A 17948-nucleotide genomic window follows, 5' to 3' on the forward strand; every position below is an offset into this window, starting at 1 on the left:
GCTCATAGGTCTGTAGAGGCCGTGGGTGAGCGCAGCGCCATGACCGAGGACGACGTGGTGGTCTACGCGGGCGGGTGTTTTCGCCCGTCCGGGGCCGATCGGGTCGGCGTCGAACTGGAGTGGCTGGTGTACGACCCGGCCGCGCCGCGGGAGGCCGTCCCCATCGAACGGGTCCGTTCCGCGCTCGCCGGGGTGCCGCTCACCAGCCGGGTCACCTTCGAGCCGGGCGGGCAGCTGGAGCTCTCCTCGCCCACCGCGGCGCTGCTGCCGTGTCTGCTCGACCTGGCGCGGGACCTGGGTTCGGTGCGGTGTGCGCTCGCCGACGCCGGCCTGGTGCTGGTCGGGTCGGGGATCGACCCGATCCGGACGCCCAGCCGTCAGGTGACGGGGCCCCGGTACGACGCGATGGCCCGCTTCCTCGGCTCGCCGTTCGGCCCGCTCATGATGTGCTCGACCGCGTCGGTCCAGGTGAACCTGGATTTCGGCCCGAGCTGCGGGACCGCCTGGGAGCGGGCGCACCGGCTCGGCCCGGTGCTGCTCGCGTCGTTCGCCAACTCGGCGGTGCTCACCGGGCGGCCGTCCGGGTGGATGTCGGCCCGCCAGGCGGTCTGGGCCGGGCTCGACCGGACCCGGACCGACCCGGTGCCCTTGACGGACCCGGTCGAGGCGTGGGCCCGCTATCTGCTGGACGCCCGGCTCATGCTGGTCCGGGAGTGCGCCGACGGCCCGGGCGAGGTCTTCCGCCCGGTTTCCAACGGGGCCACGTTCGGCGACTGGCTGCGCGACGGCGCCGGGCTGGACCGGCCGCCCACCCCGGACGACCTCGCCTACCACGCGACGACGGTCTTCCCGCCGGTACGGCCGCGCGGCTGGCTGGAGATCCGCTACCTGGACGCGCAGCAGCCGTGGAACTGGCCGGTCTGCGCCGCGGTGACGTACGCGCTGATCTGCGACGACCGGGCGGCCGAGGCGGCGATGGCGGCGGCGGAACCGCTGGCGGGGGCGTGGCGGACGGCGGCCCGCCGCTCGATCGCCGATCCCCTGCTCCGCCGGGCGGCGCGCACCTGTTTCCGCGCCGCGCTGGAGGCGCTGCCCGGGCTGGGCGCGGACCGCCGGCTCGTCGCCGCGGTGTCGGACTTCGCCGAGACCTACATCGATCCGGGGCGTCCCCCGGCCGTGGACTTTCTCGACCTGATCGACCTCGACCAGGAGGAGGTACGGGCATGACGGACGATCTCAAGGAGCGCATCGCGACCGAGTTGGCGGGGGTTCGGCGCCGCTCGCTCACGTACACCGACGCCGACGACAATTTCCTGACATGTCAGCATTCGCCGATCATGTCGCCGCTGGTGTGGGACCTCGCCCACGTCGGGAACTACGAGGAGCTCTGGGTCCTGCGCGAGGTCGGCGGGATCACCCCGCTCCGCCCCGAGATCGACGACCTCTACGACGCGTTCAAGACACCCCGCAAGGACCGTCCCAGCCTGCCGATCCTCGGGCCCGCGGAGGCCCGACGCTACATCTCGGGGGTACGCGGCCGGGTCCTGGACGTGCTGGACGCGGCCGACCTGTCCGCCCCCGACCCGCTCCGCCGGGACGGCTTCGTCTTCGGGCTGGTCATCCAGCACGAGCACCAGCACGACGAGACGATGCTCGCCACCCTCCAGCTCTCCGGCGAATCCGGCCTGCTCCCTGAGGTCCCCCACCCGCCCGCACCGGTGGTGGACGCCGCCGCCGAGGTCCACGTGCCCGCCGGGCCCTTCCTGATGGGGACGGACGAGCACCCGTGGGCGTACGACAACGAACGGCCCGTGCACCGCGTCGACCTCCCCGCCTACTGGATCGACCGCTATCCGGTGACCAACGGGCGCTACCTGGAGTTCATCGAGTCCGGCGGGTACGGCGACCCCCGCTGGTGGACGCCTGAAGGCTGGGAGTGGCGGATGGGTACGGGCGCCTTCGCGCCGCTGTTCTGGAGCCGGGACTCCTCGGGGTGGCTGCGGACCCGGTTCGGCCGGGTCGAGGCGCTTCCGCCGGCCGAGCCCGTCCAGCACGTCTGCTGGTACGAGGCGGACGCCTACGCCCGCTGGGCGGGCCGGCGGCTGCCCACGGAGGCGGAGTGGGAGAAGGCGTGCGGATGGGACGCCGGAGCCGACCGCGCCCGCCGCCATCCGTGGGGGGACGCCCCGCCGGCGGCGGAGCTGGCGAACCTGGCCCAGCGCCGCGCCGGTCCGAGCCCGGTGGGGGCGTTCCCGGCCGGGGTGAGCCCGTACGGGGTGGAGCAGATGATCGGTGACGTCTGGGAGTGGACGTCCTCGTTCTTCACCGGATATCCGGGGTTTTCGAGCTTTCCGTACCGGGAGTACAGCGAGGTCTTCTTCGGGCGGGACTACCGGGTGCTCCGCGGCGGCTCGTGGGCGACGCATCCGACCGCGATCCGTACCACCTTCCGCAACTGGGACTACCCGATCAGACGGCAGATCTTCTCGGGGTTCCGGTGCGCCAGGTCGGCCTCGCCCGGGGAGGCGTGAGGCGGGGTGTGCCGTCACCTCGCCTGGCTGGGTCCGCCCCGGACCCTGAACTCCTTGATCTACGAGCCGGAGTACGGCCTGGAGTCCCAGTCGTATCGGCCGCGGATGCAGCGGTACGGCGTGGTCAACGCCGACGGGTTCGGGGTCGGCTGGTACCTGCCCGGCCGGGACCGGCCCGTGCGCTATCGGCGGGCGGTGCCGATCTGGAGCGACGACAACATCCGCGCCCTGGCCGAGGTGACGACGGCGGGCTGCCTGGTCGCCGCGGTCCGCACGGCGAGCGCCGGCATGCCGGTCGAGGAGTCGGCGACGGCGCCGTTCACCCGGGGTGGCTGGCTGGTCAGCCACAACGGCCGGGTCGCGGTGGAGGCGGTGCGCCCGCTGGTGGAGCCCGGTGAGCCGGAGAGCCGCTGTGACTCGGCCTGGCTCGCCGCCGCGGTCTTCGCCCGGGTCGACGCCGGGGCCGGGCTCGCCGAGGCCGTGGCCGAGGTCGTTCGCACGGCCGGGGCCGCCGATCGCCAGGCCCGGCTCAATCTGCTGGTCAGCGACGGTACGGCGGTCGTGGCGAGCGTGTGGGCGGAGACGCTGTGGATCCGCCGGGGCGACGGCGTCCCGGGCGGGGACGGCGTGCTGCTCGCGAGCGAGCCGCTGGAGGAGGGGCCGGGGTGGGAAGCCGTCCCCGATCACAGGCTCGTCCTCGCCACCCGTCACGGAATCGACATCCAGGAGCTCTCATGAGTGCATTCACGCTGGTGAACCATCTTGATCAGGGTTATCTGCGGGACGCCCTCGCCGCCGACGCGCGGACGGCGTTCACCGCCGAGCACAAGTGGCTGCCGCCGAAGTGGTTCTACGACGCCGAGGGCAGCGCGCTGTTCACCAAGATCACACAGCTGCCCGAGTACTATCCGACCCGGCGGGAGCTGGCGATCCTGCGGGCCCGGGGGGCGGAGGTCGCCGCGGCGACCGGGGCCGAGACCTTGGTGGAGCTGGGCTCGGGTACCAGCGACAAGACCGAGTGGCTGCTGTCGGAGCTGAGTACGGCGGGGACCTTGCGCACCTATGTGCCGGTGGATGTGGACGCCGGGACGCTCACCTCGGCTGCGCACCGGTTGATTGCGACTTATCAGGATTTGTCGGTTTATGCGGTTTGTGCTGATTTCGAAGTCCACCTGAAGTCCCTCGTCGGGGTGCCGCCGGGGGAGGCGACGGGCAGACGGCTGGTCGCGTTCCTCGGCGGCACGATCGGAAACCTCACCCCCGCCGCCCGGGCCGCCTTCCTCGCCGGGCTCCGGGCCACGATGGCCCCCGGCGACGGCTTCCTCCTCGGAGCCGACCTGGTCAAGGATCCCCGCAGGCTCGTCGCCGCCTACGACGACGCGGCCGGGGTGACCGCCGAGTTCAACCGCAACGTGCTCCGGGTGCTCAACCGGGAGTTGCGGGCCGGCTTCGAACCCGAGGCGTTCGAGCACGTGGCGATCTGGGACGAGGAGAACGAGTGGATCGAGATGCGCCTGCGCGCCATGCGCGACATGACGGTCGGCGTGGAAGACCTCGACCTGGCCGTGTCCTTCGCCGAGGGTGAGGAGATGCGCACCGAGATCAGTGCGAAGTTCCGCAGAGCGGGCCTGGAGGACGAGCTCCGCCGGGCCTCCTTCACCCCCGCCGCCTGGTACACCGACCCGGCCGGCGACTTCGCCCTCTCCCTCTCCTTCGCCTGACCGCCGCAGGTCCCGTACCCGTCTTGAGGTATTCCCGCCCCGGGCGGGGCGTTGTCACGTACGGTAACGGTTCGTCGTTTCCACGTGACAAGCGAAAGGGTGGCATGACACACACGACAACACAGGCGCCCGCGCCGGCGGACGCGGGCCCGGGGGCCTGGTCGCCGGGCGGGGTCCGGATCGAGGTGACGGAGGTGAGCCGGGCCGCCGGGGGGCGGCGGGTGCTCGACGGGGTGACGCTCTCGGTGCGGCCGGGTCAGGTGGTGGTGATCGTCGGGCTGAGCGGGGCGGGCAAGACGACACTGCTGAGTCTCATGGCCGGGTTCACGACCCCGAGTGAGGGGGAGGTCCGGCACGACGGAGGGCCGATCGCCGCGGGGGCCTCGGTGGGGTACGTCCCGCAGGACGACATCGTCCACCGGGAACTGCCGCTCGCGCGGACCCTCGCCTACGCGGCGCGGCTCCGGCTTCCGGTGGGCACCGAGATCGAGCCGGTGGTCGCCAAGGTCTTGGCCGAACTGGACCTGGAACGTTGCGCCGGCACCCGGATCGGTGCGCTCAGCGGGGGCGAGCGCAAGCGGGCGAGTATCGGCACCGAGCTGCTCACCCGGCCGCGGGCCTTCTTCCTGGACGAACCGACCTCCGGGCTCGACCCCGCGACGGCGGCCGAGCTGATGGGCACCCTGCGCGACCTGGCGGACGGGGGCGCCACGGTCGTGCTGACGTCGCACAGCCCGTCCGACGTCCGGCACTGCGACACGGTGATCGTGCTCAACGCGGGCCGCCTGGCCTATGCCGGGCCCCCGGAGGAGGTCTGTGCCCATTTCGGGGTGTTCTCCATGGAGGAGGTGTACCTGCGGCTGGGCGGCGCGGTGCCGGACGGGGACCGGACCGCGGACGCCGTCCCCTGCACCGAGCGGGCCTGCGACGGGCGGCGGCCGCAGGCTCCGCCGCCGGCGGGGCGTCACCCCGGGGTTTTCCGGCAGTGGGCGCTGCTCAGCCGCCGCAACCTCGACATCCTCCGCAGGAACCGGCTCACCCTCGCGATCCTCGCGGGGTCGCCGCTGATGGTGCTGGGGATGTTCGCCCTCCTCTTCCGGCCCGGCGCGTTCGATCCGGCCGATCCCAGCCCGAGCGCGACCGTCCAGATCCTGTTCTGGATCGCCTTCGGCGGGTTCTTCTTCGGGCTCACCTACGGGTTGCTGCAGATCTGCACCGAACTCCCGGTGCTGCGGCGGGAGCGTTTCGTCGGGCTCAAGGCCGGGCCGTACGTCCTGGCCAAGGTCACCGTGCTCCTCCCCCTCCTGCTCGTCGTGGACGCGGCGATGCTCGCGGTGCTCGGCGCACTCGACCGGCTGCCGGATGGCGACGCCGTCATGTACGCCGAGCTGTTCACCACACTGGTGCTGTCGAGCGCCGCGGCGCTCGCGCTCGGGCTGCTCGTCTCGGCCTCGGTGTCCGACCCCTCGCAGGCGGCGCTGGCGCTGCCGATGGCCTGCTTCCCGCAGGTGCTCTTCGTCGGCGCGATCCTGCCGGTGCCGCTGATGGCGACGGGGGGCCAGGTGATGAGCCTGGCGCTGTCGAACCGGTGGGCCTTCGAGGCACTCGGCCACTCCGCGCAGGTGGAGCGGCTCTGGGCGGAGGGTGCCTCGCCGCTCGGCCCGCCGCTGCTGATGTCGTACGGCGACAGCTTCGCGCGGCCGCTCGTCGTGGACTGGGCGCTGCTCGGCCTGTTCACGGTGGGCCTCCTGCTGATCACCCGGTTCACGGTGGCCCGCCGGTCAGCAGCGTAGCCTCCGGGCGAGCCCGTCGGTCGCGGGGACCGTGTCGCGGTAGGTCTCCTCGGCGAAGCGGATGAACTCCTCCACGTCGGAGACGTTCGAGGCGACGCCGAGGGAGACGCGCACGGCCCCGCCGCTCGGCATCCGGATCCGGTCGAGGTAGGTCTCCACGTCGTGCACGTCCTGGCGCATCGCCGCGCGCAGCGCGCCGCGGGTGAGGCCGAAGGCCGCCTCGGACGCCCCGGGGTTGCAGAAGCAGCCGGTCCGCAGGGAGATGCCCTGCGCCGCGGCGTCCCTGGCGACCGCCCGCTCATCGACGATCCCGCCCCTGCGGTCGAGGAAGTTCACGGTGACGGTTCCCCCCCGCCGGTCCGCGTGCGCGGGCCCGTAGAAGCGGACCATGGGGGAACCGTCGCCGTGCCGCAGCTCCTTCAGCCGGGTGAGCAGGTAGCCGGTGAGCCGGGTCACCCGCAGGTTGATCTCGCGCATGCCGATCCCCTGGATCCAGTCCAGGCCGCGGCCGATCGCCGGGATGGAGAGGAAGTCGATGGTGCCGTCCTCGAACGCGGTCTCGTCGCTCGTAAGCCGGTGCCACCCTCCGGCCACGCTGACCCCCCACACGGTCCCGCCGGAGAACCACGGGCGGCGCAGCTTCCGCAGGGCGTCCCAGCGGGCGATCAGGCATCCGGTCCCGGTCGGGTAGCCGAAGACCTTGTACCAGCTGACCGGCATGTAGTCGGGTTTGACGACGCTGAGGTCCAGGGGGCTGGTGGGGACGTAGGCGGCGGCGTCGAGGAGGACGTCGTGGCCGTACTCGTGGGCGAGGTCGACCCAGTCGAGCGGGTGCCGGACCCCCGAGAAGTTGCTCTGCGCCGGGTAGGCGAACAGGCCCCGCCGGCCCCGCCGGAGCGCGCGGGCCACGTCCTCGGGCGAGGTGCGCAGTTCGTGCCGGTCCACGGGCACCCGGTCGATCCTGGCCTTCCCGGTCCGGGCGAAGACGCCCAGGCCGTTCACCGAGTTGTGGTTGTCGACGGTGAGGATGAGCCGCCGGAACGGGTACGCCTCGCCGACCAGGCGGCAGGCCGCGGTGGCGCCCGCGGTGAAGACGACCGCGTACTCGTCGGGGTCGGCGTTGAAGAAGGACAGCACCGCCCGGCGGACGGAGGCCACCTGATCGGTCGCCGCCTTGGAGGTGGGGTTCTCCGAGTGCGGGTTGCCGAAGCAGCGTCCGCGCAGCAGGTCGGCGTGCTCGCGGATCTGGATGTCGGCGGGTATCCCGGCGCCGGCGTAGTCCAGATAGACATGTCCTTCGTTGTCCAGATATGCGTACTCGGTGGCGCGGAGTTCGTCCAGTGTCGCTTGCATGTGTACTCCCGGTAGTTGCCCGTACTCTCCTTCGGGTACGGCGAGAGCATGGAACCGCAGACCGCCGGGTACGCACCGGCGAACGAGCCTATGTTCCGGCAAAGCTGTCACCGGCCGGTTGGAAACTGCGAGCGGATCTCACATTCCTCGCCGTGCACGGGGAAGGGACGTCGGTGTCGGCGCGCTCCCCGCCGTCGGCCAGAATGGGGATCTCGCGCCATCCCCCAACGCGGGCACACCCGTCCAGACGAGGAATCACACATCATGCACTCCGTCGCGGTAGGTCCCCACCCTCTGACCTTCGCGGGCGTCGTCGCCGTCGCACGAGACGGCGCCTCGGTCGAGCTGACCGCCCAGGCCCTCGACGCCGTCGCGCTGGGCCGGGAGCGGGTGGAGGCGCTCGCCGGCGCCCCCGAACCCGCCTACGGCATCTCCACCGGCTTCGGCGCCCTGGCCAACCGGCACATCCCGCCGGCCCTGCGGGCACAGCTGCAGCGCTCCCTCATCCGGTCGCACGCCGCCGGCTCCGGACCCGAAGTCGAGCGCGAGGTCGTCCGCGCCATGATGCTGCTGCGGCTGCGCACCCTGGCCACCGGCCGTACCGGGGTGCGGATCGAGACGGCCCGCACCCTCACCGGGCTGCTCAACACGGGCCTGACCCCCGTGGTGCACGAGTACGGCAGCCTCGGCTGCTCGGGCGACCTCGCCCCGCTCTCCCACGTCGCCCTCTGCCTCATGGGCGAGGGCCTGGTCCGGGACTCCGCCGGTGAGCTGCAGGACGCCGGGAAGGCGATGCGCGCGGCGGGGATCGAGCCGGTCGAACTCGCCGAGAAGGAGGGGCTCGCCCTCATCAACGGCACCGACGGCATGCTCGGCATGCTCATCCTCGCCTGCCACGACCTGGCCGCCCTGCTCCGCACGGCCGACGTCGCGGCGGCGATGAGCGTGGAGTCGCTGCTCGGCACCGACCAGGTCTTCGCGGCCGAGCTCCAGGAGCTGCGGCCGCACCCCGGGCAGATCGCCTCCGCGGCCAACCTGCGGGCCCTGCTCGCCGGATCCGGCATCATGGCCTCGCACCGGGACGGCTCGTGCACCCGCGTCCAGGACGCCTACTCGCTGCGCTGCTCACCCCAGGTCGCCGGGGCGGCGCGCGACACCCTCGACCACGCGGTCACCGTCGCCGGGCGGGAGCTCGCCTCCGCCATCGACAACCCCGTCGTGCTGGACGACGGGCGGGTCGTCTCCAACGGCAACTTCCACGGGGCGCCGGTCGGCTACGTGCTGGACTTCCTGGCCGTCGCGATCGCGGACACGGCGTCGATCTCCGAGCGGCGCACCGACCGCCTGATGGACGTCGCCCGGTCCCACGGGCTCCCCCCGTTCCTCGCCGACGACCCGGGCGTGGACTCCGGCCACATGATCGCGCAGTACACCTCGGCGGCGATCGTCTCCGAGCTCAAGCGGCTCGCCGTACCGGCCTCGGTGGACTCCATCCCCAGCTCGGCGATGCAGGAGGACCACGTCTCGATGGGCTGGTCGGCCGGGCGCAAACTCCGGCGGAGCGTGGACGGGCTCGCCCGGGTCCTGGCGATCGAGATCCTCTCGGCGGCCCGGGCGCTGGACCTGCGGGCCCCGCACACCCCCGCGCCCGGCACCGGCGCCGTGGTCGCGCTGCTGCGCCGCTCGGTCCCCGGGCCGGGGCCGGACCACTTCCTCGCCCCCGCCATCCAGGCCGCCGTCGACCTCGTCCAGGAGCGCGAGGTGCTGGCCGCCGCCGAGTCCGCGGTGGGCGCGCTGGTCTGATCGGCCGCCCCGGCCGTACCGGCTCCCGGGTGGAGTCCGGTACGGCCGACGCGTGGTCGCCGGGGGCGGTGCGCCCAGGACGGCCGCCATGCCGCCACCGGCCTGGGGATCTTCTTCGCGGGACGGGCCGGCAGACCTCCGGCGTCGAGGTGCGGGAACCGCGCCACAAGGTGATTCCGGACTGTCACCGGCGATCGGGGCGCGGTTGGCCGGTGCCGTGAATATCAGCGAATCGGGGTGTACCCAAAAAGTGACTTGCATTTACCTCTCGTGTAGTCATTCTCAGGAATGTCTAGAGAAGTCGGAGCAAGTCAATGCATGGTCGCTCAATTTACGTAAAACGGGACACAGCTCTCCACGGGCAAAGTCCTCAGGCGATGGAGGACGCCTTCTGGGACGCCGGGCGCAAGCAACGGCTCCGGGTACGCGGGGCGATCGCGGGCGCGGGACTGGTGATCGGCACACTCGTGTGGGACTTCAGGGTCGGCTTGGTCCTCGGAGTGCTCGCCGGCTTGGCCGATCTCGGTTACCACTGGTCCGGCCGCTACCGGTCCCGCGTCTGGCGGACCGGCACCCAAGGCCCGCAGGAGACCACCAAGATCTTGCGGCGCAACCTGCGGCGGCGGAGGGGCTACACCGTGCTCCACCGGGTGAAGGTCCCCGGCCACCCGCAGATCGACCACATCGTTATCGGCCGCAACGGGATCTGGACCCTGCAGAGCCGGGCGTACGCGCTGGACACCACGCTCGCCGCCTACGGCGGAAAGCTCTTCATCGGCGAACGGACCGCGCCGCAGCTCACCGCCGAGCTCCGCACCGCGTCGGAGGCCTTCGCCGAGATGCTCTCCGACAAGCTCGGCCACCAGGTCCAGGCCGACCCCGTCATCGTGGTGCACGGCGGCGAACTCCCCCGCGGTGGCACGCTCACCGTGGACGGGGTGACCCTCGTCCGCGCCATGACGCTCGGACGGTGGATCAGAAGGCATCCGGAGACGGACTTCACCCCGGCGGAGGTCCAGGAGATCATCCGGACCACGGCCCGGCTCCTCCCCCTGGCCTCCCACTGGTGAACCGGCCCGCGTGACCGCTGTGGTGTGCCGGCCTCGCGTCGGCGGCACACCACGTCGCGCCCCGGTATCGGCCGGTACGGGGTGCCTCGACCGCGGGGTGCCGGTCAACGATTAGCCTGATCCCATGAACATGATCGGGAACTCCGAGCTCTCCGTCTTCCCGCTGTGCCTAGGCACCAACATCTTCGGCTGGACCGCCGACCAGCGGCAGGCGTTCGAGGTGCTCGACGCCTTCACCGGCGGCGGAGGCGACTTCCTCGACACCGCGGACTCCTACTCGGCCTGGATCCCCGGTCACTCCGGCGGCGAGTCGGAGACGATCATCGGTGCCTGGATGGCCAGCCGCGGCACCCGGGACGACGTCGTACTCGCGACGAAGGTGGGCGGGCTCCCCGGCCGCAAGGGCCTGTCCGGGCCGAACATCAGGATGGCCTGCGAGGACTCGCTGCGACGGCTCGGCACCGACCACATCGACCTGTACTGGGCCCACTACGACGACCCGGAGACCCCCATCGGGGAGACGCTCGAGGCGTTCGACACACTGATCCGCGAGGGCAAGGTCCGCTACATCGGCGCCTCCAACTTCGGCCCCGAGCGGCTGGCCGAGTCGCTGCAGATCTCCCGCCGCGAGGGCCTGGCCTCCTACATCGCCCTGCAGCAGCACTACAACCTGGTCGAGCGGGAGCTGTACGAGGGGCCGCTCGCCAAGGTCGTCGCCGACAACGGGCTGTCCAGCATCCCCTACTACGGTCTGGCCCGCGGCTTTCTGACCGGGAAGTACCGTACGGGCTCCGTGGTGGAGAGCGCGCGGGCCGCGGGTGCCGCCCCGTATCTGGAGAGCGAGCGTGCCCTCGCCGTCCTGGAGGCGCTGGACGAGATCGCCGAGGCCCGTGACGTGGAGGTCGCCGCGATCGCCCTCGCCTGGCTTGCCGCCCAGCCCACCGTGGCCGCCCCGATCGCGAGCGCCCGCAGCGTCGAGCAGGTGTCGGCGCTGCTCGACTCGGCCGAACTCACCCTCTCCGAAGCCGAACTGGTCCTCCTCAACGCCGCCTCCGCCTAAGCGAGTCCTCAAGCCGGTACGAGCTCGCGCCGCCATGGGTACGGCTCCCGCCTGGGAGTGTGGGCGGGAGCCGTACCAGCCCCTCAGGTCCAGGGTGGGGTGACCGGACCGAGGGATTTCGAAGGGGTCAGTGCGGGCTTGCCGCCTCGGCGCCCGCGCCGGTGAGGGAGCGGACCTCGATCTCGGCGAACTTGGCCGCGTTGGACTCCCTGCTGAGGACGGTGCCGAGCCAGCCGGCGAGGAAGCCGAGCGGGATCGAGACGATGCCGGGGTTCTGCAGCGGGAACCAGGCGAAGTCGGCGCCGGGGAAGAGCGCCGTCGGGGTGCCGGAGACCACCGGGGAGAAGATCACCAGCGCCACGGCGGAGACCAGGCCCCCATAGATCGCGCTGACCGCGCCCGCGGTGTTGAACCGCCGCCAGAACAGGCTGAACAGGATGGCCGGCAGGTTCCCCGAGGCGGCCACCGCGAAGGCGAGCGCCACCAGGAACGCCACGTTGAGCTTCTGCGCGAAGATGCCGAGCACGATCGCGACCGCGCCGATGACGAAGGCGGAGATCCGGGCGACGTTGATCTCCTCCTTCTCGGTGACCCGGCCGCGCTTGAACACGTGCGCGTACAGGTCGTGCGCGAAGGAGGACGAGGAGGCGAGGGTGAGCCCGGCGACGACCGCGAGGATCGTGGCGAAGGCCACCGCGGCGATGATCGCGAGCAGGATCGTCCCGCCGACCTCACCGAAGATCAGCCGGCCGACGGTCTCGGCGAGCTGGGGTGCGGCGGTGTTCCCGGCCGCGTTCTGGGCCGCGATCGCCTTGCCGCCGACGAGCGCGGCGGCGCCGAAACCGAGGACCAGGGTCAGCAGGTAGAAGACGCCGATGATGCCGATGCCCCAGATGACCGACTTCCGGGCGTCCTTGGCGGTCGGCACGGTGTAGAAGCGGATGAGGATGTGCGGCAGCCCCGCCGTGCCGAGGACCAGGGCGAGCCCCAGGCTGACCAGGTCGATCTTGCCCGCGAGTCCCTGCGCCTCGGTGCCGTACTTCTGCCCGGGTTCGAGGAACGCCTGACCCTTTCCGCTCTGCGCCGCCGCGTCGCCGAGCAGGGCCGAGAGGTTGAACCCGAATCTGGTGAGCACCAGCAGCGTGACTAGGGTGGCGCCGCCCATGAGCAGGACGGCCTTGACGATCTGGACCCAGGTGGTGCCCTTCATCCCGCCGACCACCACGTAGACGATCATCAGTGCGCCGACCAGGACGATCGTGGCGCCCTTGGCGAAGTCACCGGTGAAGCCGAACAGCAGCGCGACCAGGGCGCCGGCCCCGACCATCTGGGCGAGCAGGTAGAAGATGGAGACGGTGATGGTGGAGACGCCCGCCGCGGTGCGCACCGGGCGCGGGCTCATCCGGAAGGCCAGCACGTCGGCCATGGTGTACTTGCCGGAGTTGCGCATCAGCTCGGCGACGAGCAGGAGCGCCACCAGCCAGGCGACGAGGAATCCGATGCTGTACAGGAAGCCGTCGTAGCCGGAGAGGGCGATGATGCCGGCGATCCCGAGGAACGAGGCGGCCGACATGTAGTCGCCGCCGATGGCCAGGCCGTTCTGGACACCGGTGAAGGAGCGTCCGCCCGCGTAGTAGTCGGCGGCGTTCTTGGTGTTACGGCTGGCCCAGACGGTGATGGCGAGGGTGCCCGCGACGAACAGCAGGAACAGGATGACGGCCAGGCTCATCGCGGCTCCTCCTGCTTCTCCTCGGCAAGCCCGGCCTTCTTCTCCGCGAGCTCGGCGTCGGCGAGGAGGGCGGTGGCGAGCGGGTCGAGCCGCCGCTCGGCGTACCGCGAGTACCACCAGGCGATGAGGAAGGTCGAGGCGAACTGGAGCAGGCCGAACACCAGGGCCACGTTGACGTTGCCGAAGAGCTCGACGCCCATGAAGCCGCGGGCCCAGCCGGACAGGACGACGTACAGGAGGTACCAGGTGAGGAAGGCGACCGTCATCGGGAAGGCGAACGACCTGAACCTCCGCTTCAGTTTCTGGAACTCGGCACTTTGCTGGATCTGCTCGTAAACCGCGGTCTCGCGGTCGCTGGTGGTCACCGGACCTCCCACCTGTTCGTTGTGACGCCGATCACCCTCACGGTAGGGAGGCCTGGTGTCCCCCTGGGAGGGGTTGTCCCCCGGCGAGCGCCCAGGCGTCCCGCCCAAGCGACCGATTGGGTACGACCTGCGGTGAGTGGTCTGTTCAGTGCGACGAACGGTTCCCGCCGCCATTGGGCCGCCAGTCGCCCCGGTTGACGTCGAGCGACTCCGGCGCGTGCAGCCGGACCATCGTCCGCGCGGCGCCCGCCGGGATCCGCCGCGGGGTGCACAGCGACACCGCCACCATCACCGTGAAGGCGATCGGCACCGTCCACGCGGCCGGCTGGGCCAGCAGTGCGCCGACCAGGCCGCCGAACGGACCGCCGATGATCGTCACCGCGACCGCCGCGCAGGCCAGCCCGCCGCCGACCAGCAGCCCGGCGATCGCGCCCACGTCGGTGAGCCGCCGCCACCAGATGCCGAGCACCAGCAGCGGGCAGAACGAGGAGGCGGCGACCGCGAAGGCCAGCCCGACCACGTCGGCCACCGCGAGCGACCGCGCCGCGAGCGCCAGGCCGAGCGGCACGAGCACCGCGCAGAGCGTGGCGATCCGGAACGCCCGCACCCCGCCCCCGAGCACGTCCTGCCCGATCACCCCGGCCACCGAGACGGTCAACCCGGACGAGGTCGACAGGAACGCGGCGAACGCCCCGCCGGTGACCAGCGCGGTGAGCAGATCGCCGAGGGTCCCGCCGACCAGGGTGCCGGGCAGGGTGAGGACGACGGTGTCGGTACGGCCCTGGGCGACCAGGTCGGGCGCGTAGATGCGGCCGAGCGCCCCGTACACCGCGGGCATCAGGTAGAAGGCGCCGAGCAGGGCGAGCACGGCGAGCGTGGTCCGGCGTGCCGCGCGGCCGTCGGGGTTGGTGTAGAAGCGGACGAGTACGTGGGGCAGGCCCATCGTGCCGAGGAAGGTGGCCAGGATCAGCGAGTAGGTCGCGTAGACCGGGTGGTCCCGGCCGCTCGCCAGCGGCAGCACCCACGCCGGGTCGACGACCCGCGGCGCCCCGTCGTGCCGCCAGGCGAGGACGAGGAAGATCACCGGGACGGCGAGCGCGGTGAGCTTGAGCCAGTACTGGAACGCCTGGACGAAGGTGATGCTCCGCATCCCGCCGGAGAGCACGTTGACCGCGACGACGACCGCGACGAGCACCCCGCCGACCCAGGCCGGCACGTCGACCACGGTCCGGAGCACCAGTCCCGCGCTCTGCATCTGGGGCATGAGGTAGAGCCAGCCGATGAGGATCACCAGGACGCTGGCGATCCGCCGTACGGTCGTCGACTCCAGCCTGGTCTCGGCGAAGTCGGGGAGCGTGTACGCGCCGGAGCGGCGCAGCGGCGCCGAGATCAGCACGAGCAGCACCAGGTAGCCGCCGGTCCAGCCGACGGGAAGCCAGAGCATGTCGGCGCCGTAGGCGAGGATGAGCCCCGCGATCCCGAGGAACGAGGCGGCGGAGAGGTACTCCCCGCCGATCGCCGAGGCGTTGAGCAGCGGGGAGACGGTCCGGGAGGCGACGTAGAAGTCTGAGGTGGTCCGGGACAGGCGCAGGCCGAACACCCCGATGAGCACGGTGGCGGCGACCACGAGGGCGACCCCGCCGAGCCCGTACACCGGGTCGATCCGCGCGGCCTGGAGGTCGGTGGCGAGGGACACGGCGTCAGCGGGTCAGCGCTCGACCAGCTCGGCGAAGTCCCGTTCGGCGCGCTCGGCCTGCCGGACGTACCACCAGGCGCACACCACGAACGCCGGATAGATCAGCCCGGCCAGGATGAGCCAGGCGAACGGGATGCCGAGCACGTCGAGCCCGCGCAGCACGGGGAAGACCAGGAACAGGAGGGGAAGCCCGCCGATCACGCACCCGGTCACCGTACAGACCGAGACGGCCAGCCGGAGCTGCGATCGGATCAGCGAGCGCATGTAGACCTCGCCCAGCCGGGTCTGCTCGTCGATCTCCAGCGTCGCCGGGTACCTCGGCCGCGCCGCGGCGCTCCGGCGCGGGCCGGTCACCGTCACCCGCCGCTTCACCGGGCCTCCCCGGCCACGCCGTCCCGGCCGCGCCGCGCCCGCCGTACCAGCAGGTCGCGCAGCTCCCGGGTGTGCCGGCGGCTCACCGGGATCTCGATCCCGGCGACGGTGACCGTGCACCGGCCCGAGTCGATCCGCAGCTCGTCGATGTACCGGAGCGCCACCAGGTGGCTGCGGTGCACCCGGACGAACCCCGCCCCCGACCAGCGCTCCTCCAGCGCCGCCAGGGGGATCCGGACCAGGTGGCTCCCGGTCGCGGTGTGCAGCCGGGCGTAGTCCCCCTGGGCCTCCACGTACCAGACGTCGGCCACCTGGACGAAACGGGTGACCCCGGCGAGTTCCACCGGGATCGTGCCCGGGGATCCTCCGGAGGCCTCAGGCGGGGCGGGCCCGTCGGCGGCTCCCCGCCCGCCCGCGACCCGGCGGATCGCCTCGGCCAGCCGCTCCGGCCGTACCGGCTTGAGCAGGTAGTCCTCCGCCTTGATCTCGAAGGCGTCGACGGCGTGCCCCTCGTAGGCGGTGACGAAGACGATCCGCGGCGGCTGGGCGAACCGGGTCAGCAGGCGGCCGAGGACGACTCCGTCCAGGCCGCGCATGTGGATGTCGAGGAAGACGGCGTCGATGGGGCGCCCCTCGGCGAGGGCCCGGTCGACGAGTTTGAGCGCGCCCTCCCCGTCGCGGGCGAGCCCCACGTCGGCCACGCGGGGGTCGGCCCGGAGCAGGTAGGCGAGGTCGTCGAGGGCTGGCTGCTCGTCGTCGACCGCGAGAACGCGTAGTCCGGCCACTGCTCCCCTTCGGTTCCGCCCGTCGATTCCCTTGAGCCTGGCGCAACCGGAAAATTGAAGTCAACAGCGAAAACCGATGAATGCCGCGGCTGAATGCAACGGCGGAGTTACAACTGCGTCGACTCCGTACACCTGCCCACGGGTGTCGACATATCTTCCTTACCGTGCCCAGTGACCGCGTTCATCGGCGAGTAGCGCGTTCCCGGACGACGATGTCGCTGCTCAGGCACCACATCGACGACTGGTTCGCCACCGCTCGGATAAATCCGGACTTTTCGCGGTTTGGTGCGCAGTTCACGCTATTGGAGGGGGTCGTCGGGGAGATGCTGCGCGGCCTCGGCGAGGCCTACGACGGCGCGGCGTCGATCACCGGTTCGGGAGACGCCTACGAGCGGTGCCGCCGCCTCGACGCCGGCCTGCGGACCGTACGGCACCTTTTCACCTGGTACACCGACAAATACGACCAGCGGAAGGACCCCGCCCTCGGCGACGTCCTCGCCGCGGCCGACCAGATCGTGCTCAGCTGCTGGCACGAGCCCTTCACCCGGCTCCGCCGTACCCCGCCCGGCGGTCCCCTCCCCTACGTCGAACCCCGCTTCGACGCCTACTCCACCTCCCGCGAGGCCGTCCCCGCCCAGCTCCGCGGCCCCGCCGACTCGACCGTCGCCGAACTCACCCGGAGCCTGCCGATCCCCCTGGTCTGCCTCCCCGAATGGTCGGCGCAGGAAGGCTGGTGGCTGGTGGTCGCCGCCCACGAGACCGGCCACCACCTGCACGGCGACCTCGACCCCGGGCTCCGCGCCGCCACTCGCGAAGCCTTGGCCCGAACCACCGGGGACGAGATGTGGCGGGCGTGGGCCGCCGAAGCCTTCGCCGACGCCTACTCGGTGCTGATGACCGGCCCCGCCGCCGCCTGGATCATCGAGGAACTGGAGCACGCCGGCGACTCCGCCCTGTTCACTCCGCCGTACCGCCCCGGCCCGTATCCGCCGCCCGTCGTCCGCCTGGCCCTGCTCGCCGAACTCGTCCGCGCCGCCGGGATCGACGTCGCCGTCCCCGTCCCCGGGCTCGACCGGGCGCGCGGCGTACCCGGCCTCGCCCGCCACCTGGACGCGGTGCCCGCCGCCGCCCGCGCCCTCCTCGACCTGCGCGTCGAGTCCGCCCGGGTCGGCCCCACGTCGCTGCGCGAGCTCAGCGGCCTCGCCCCCGAGTGGTTCTCCCCCGGCGGACGCGGCGAGAAGTGGACCCGCCGCCTCACCGGCGGCCTGGCCTTCCCCAGCGGCCTGAAGGACGCGTCGGCCGCCCGGGTGCTGATCGCCGCCGGGGTCGGCGCCGCCACCGGCCCCGTGGACGAGCCGACCCGGCGCCGCGTCCACCGCGGCCTGCTCGACAACCTCGCCGCCTGCGGCCCCGAACGCACCCTCGGCGCGGCCCCCGCCCGGCCCGAGATCACCCGCGTCGCCGAATCCCTCACCGCCCGCCTCCTGGCCGGCCTGCGATGACCCCGCCTCCGGTGCCGAAGCAGGTGCGAACGGAGTCGGCCTCCAGGTGTTCGTCATGTCCGGTACGGCCACATGGCGGTTTCCCGGCGCGGCTCCCGCCTCGGCCCACCCCCGGCGACCCGCTCATGAGCCGCGACGAGCGAGCCCAGGGCTCAGCCGACGGCGCAG

General features: G+C 72.1%; 15 protein-coding genes. 9 read left to right on the forward strand and 6 right to left on the reverse strand.

What is annotated here, in order from left to right; genetic code table 11:
• Window positions 1-21: 21 nt before the first annotated feature.
• The 5 genes from egtA (at window position 22) to RUR_RS02630 (ending at window position 6045) form a co-directional block, all read left to right on the forward strand.
• Window positions 22-1227, forward strand: coding sequence for an ergothioneine biosynthesis glutamate--cysteine ligase EgtA (gene egtA, locus RUR_RS02610; protein ID WP_346349008.1), 1206 nt, complete (start codon window positions 22-24; stop codon window positions 1225-1227).
• Complete coding sequence (egtB, locus tag RUR_RS02615) at window positions 1224-2531, forward strand: ergothioneine biosynthesis protein EgtB (protein WP_283133213.1); 1308 nt, start codon at window positions 1224-1226, stop codon at window positions 2529-2531. Before egtA ends, egtB begins: the two co-directional genes overlap by 4 nt.
• A gap of 6 nt (window positions 2532-2537) precedes the next feature.
• A complete protein-coding gene (egtC, locus tag RUR_RS02620; RefSeq protein ID WP_283133214.1) occupies window positions 2538-3269 on the forward strand; it encodes an ergothioneine biosynthesis protein EgtC in 732 nt (243 codons plus the stop codon).
• Window positions 3266-4252, forward strand: coding sequence for an L-histidine N(alpha)-methyltransferase (gene egtD / locus RUR_RS02625; protein ID WP_283133215.1), 987 nt, complete (start codon window positions 3266-3268; stop codon window positions 4250-4252). Before egtC ends, egtD begins: the two co-directional genes overlap by 4 nt.
• Window positions 4253-4356: 104 nt before the next feature.
• The gene (locus RUR_RS02630) at window positions 4357-6045 is read left to right on the forward strand and encodes an ABC transporter ATP-binding protein (protein ID WP_283133216.1); all 1689 of its coding nucleotides are present in this window, start codon (window positions 4357-4359) and stop codon (window positions 6043-6045) included.
• Here the strand turns inward: RUR_RS02630 and RUR_RS02635 are convergent.
• Window positions 6034-7398: an aminotransferase class V-fold PLP-dependent enzyme gene (locus tag RUR_RS02635; protein WP_283133217.1), complete on the reverse strand. Its 1365-nt coding sequence runs from the start codon at window positions 7396-7398 to the stop codon at window positions 6034-6036. The genes RUR_RS02630 and RUR_RS02635 overlap by 12 nt on opposite strands.
• Before the next feature lie 264 nt (window positions 7399-7662).
• On the opposite strand from RUR_RS02635, the gene hutH reads away from it, so the two are divergent.
• The 3 genes from hutH to RUR_RS02650 all read left to right on the forward strand — a co-directional run bounded on the left by hutH (window position 7663) and on the right by RUR_RS02650 (window position 11331).
• Window positions 7663-9201, forward strand: coding sequence for a histidine ammonia-lyase (hutH, locus tag RUR_RS02640; protein WP_283133218.1), 1539 nt, complete (start codon window positions 7663-7665; stop codon window positions 9199-9201).
• Between the two features lie 377 nt (window positions 9202-9578).
• Window positions 9579-10271: a nuclease-related domain-containing protein gene (locus tag RUR_RS02645; protein ID WP_283133219.1), complete on the forward strand. Its 693-nt coding sequence runs from the start codon at window positions 9579-9581 to the stop codon at window positions 10269-10271.
• Between the two features lie 124 nt (window positions 10272-10395).
• The gene (locus tag RUR_RS02650) at window positions 10396-11331 is read left to right on the forward strand and encodes an aldo/keto reductase (protein ID WP_283133220.1); all 936 of its coding nucleotides are present in this window, start codon (window positions 10396-10398) and stop codon (window positions 11329-11331) included.
• A gap of 127 nt (window positions 11332-11458) precedes the next feature.
• Here the strand turns inward: RUR_RS02650 and RUR_RS02655 are convergent, their stop codons facing one another.
• The 5 genes from RUR_RS02655 to RUR_RS02675 all read right to left on the reverse strand — a co-directional run bounded on the left by RUR_RS02655 (window position 11459) and on the right by RUR_RS02675 (window position 16278).
• The gene (locus RUR_RS02655) at window positions 11459-13060 is read right to left on the reverse strand and encodes a solute symporter family protein (protein ID WP_283133221.1); all 1602 of its coding nucleotides are present in this window, start codon (window positions 13058-13060) and stop codon (window positions 11459-11461) included.
• Complete coding sequence (locus RUR_RS02660) at window positions 13057-13425, reverse strand: DUF485 domain-containing protein (protein ID WP_283133222.1); 369 nt, start codon at window positions 13423-13425, stop codon at window positions 13057-13059. Before RUR_RS02660 ends, RUR_RS02655 begins: the two co-directional genes overlap by 4 nt.
• Before the next feature lie 145 nt (window positions 13426-13570).
• Complete coding sequence (locus RUR_RS02665) at window positions 13571-15121, reverse strand: sodium/solute symporter (RefSeq protein ID WP_428846912.1); 1551 nt, start codon at window positions 15119-15121, stop codon at window positions 13571-13573.
• A gap of 12 nt (window positions 15122-15133) precedes the next feature.
• The gene (locus tag RUR_RS02670; protein ID WP_283133223.1) at window positions 15134-15493 is read right to left on the reverse strand and encodes a hypothetical protein; all 360 of its coding nucleotides are present in this window, start codon (window positions 15491-15493) and stop codon (window positions 15134-15136) included.
• On the reverse strand, window positions 15490-16278 hold the full coding sequence (locus RUR_RS02675) for a LytR/AlgR family response regulator transcription factor (RefSeq protein WP_283133224.1): 789 nt from the start codon (window positions 16276-16278) through the stop codon (window positions 15490-15492). The genes RUR_RS02670 and RUR_RS02675 overlap by 4 nt, the downstream gene beginning before the upstream one ends.
• 212 nt (window positions 16279-16490) lie before the next feature.
• Here RUR_RS02675 and RUR_RS02680 point away from each other — a divergent pair, with 212 nt between their 5' ends.
• Window positions 16491-17780, forward strand: a complete 1290-nt coding sequence (locus RUR_RS02680) for a hypothetical protein (RefSeq protein WP_283133225.1) — start codon at window positions 16491-16493, stop codon at window positions 17778-17780.
• Window positions 17781-17948 lie beyond the last annotated feature (168 nt).

The organism is Rhizohabitans arisaemae, from assembly GCF_025996515.1.
GTDB classification, from domain to species: Bacteria; Actinomycetota; Actinomycetes; order Streptosporangiales; family Streptosporangiaceae; genus Rhizohabitans; species Rhizohabitans arisaemae.

What these genes read in the sequence shown, in the direction of transcription:
- RUR_RS02680 (WP_283133225.1), top strand. Translation starts at nt 16,491, where the DNA reads ATGTCGCTGCTCAGGCACCACATCGACGACTGGTTCGCCACCGCTCGG.
- RUR_RS02635 (WP_283133217.1), bottom strand. Translation starts at nt 7,398, where the DNA reads ATGCAAGCGACACTGGACGAACTCCGCGCCACCGAGTACGCATATCTG.
- RUR_RS02650 (WP_283133220.1), top strand. Translation starts at nt 10,396, where the DNA reads ATGAACATGATCGGGAACTCCGAGCTCTCCGTCTTCCCGCTGTGCCTA.
- egtD (WP_283133215.1), top strand. Translation starts at nt 3,266, where the DNA reads ATGAGTGCATTCACGCTGGTGAACCATCTTGATCAGGGTTATCTGCGG.
- hutH (WP_283133218.1), top strand. Translation starts at nt 7,663, where the DNA reads ATGCACTCCGTCGCGGTAGGTCCCCACCCTCTGACCTTCGCGGGCGTC.
- RUR_RS02655 (WP_283133221.1), bottom strand. Translation starts at nt 13,060, where the DNA reads ATGAGCCTGGCCGTCATCCTGTTCCTGCTGTTCGTCGCGGGCACCCTC.
- RUR_RS02630 (WP_283133216.1), top strand. Translation starts at nt 4,357, where the DNA reads ATGACACACACGACAACACAGGCGCCCGCGCCGGCGGACGCGGGCCCG.
- egtB (WP_283133213.1), top strand. Translation starts at nt 1,224, where the DNA reads ATGACGGACGATCTCAAGGAGCGCATCGCGACCGAGTTGGCGGGGGTT.
- RUR_RS02645 (WP_283133219.1), top strand. Translation starts at nt 9,579, where the DNA reads ATGGAGGACGCCTTCTGGGACGCCGGGCGCAAGCAACGGCTCCGGGTA.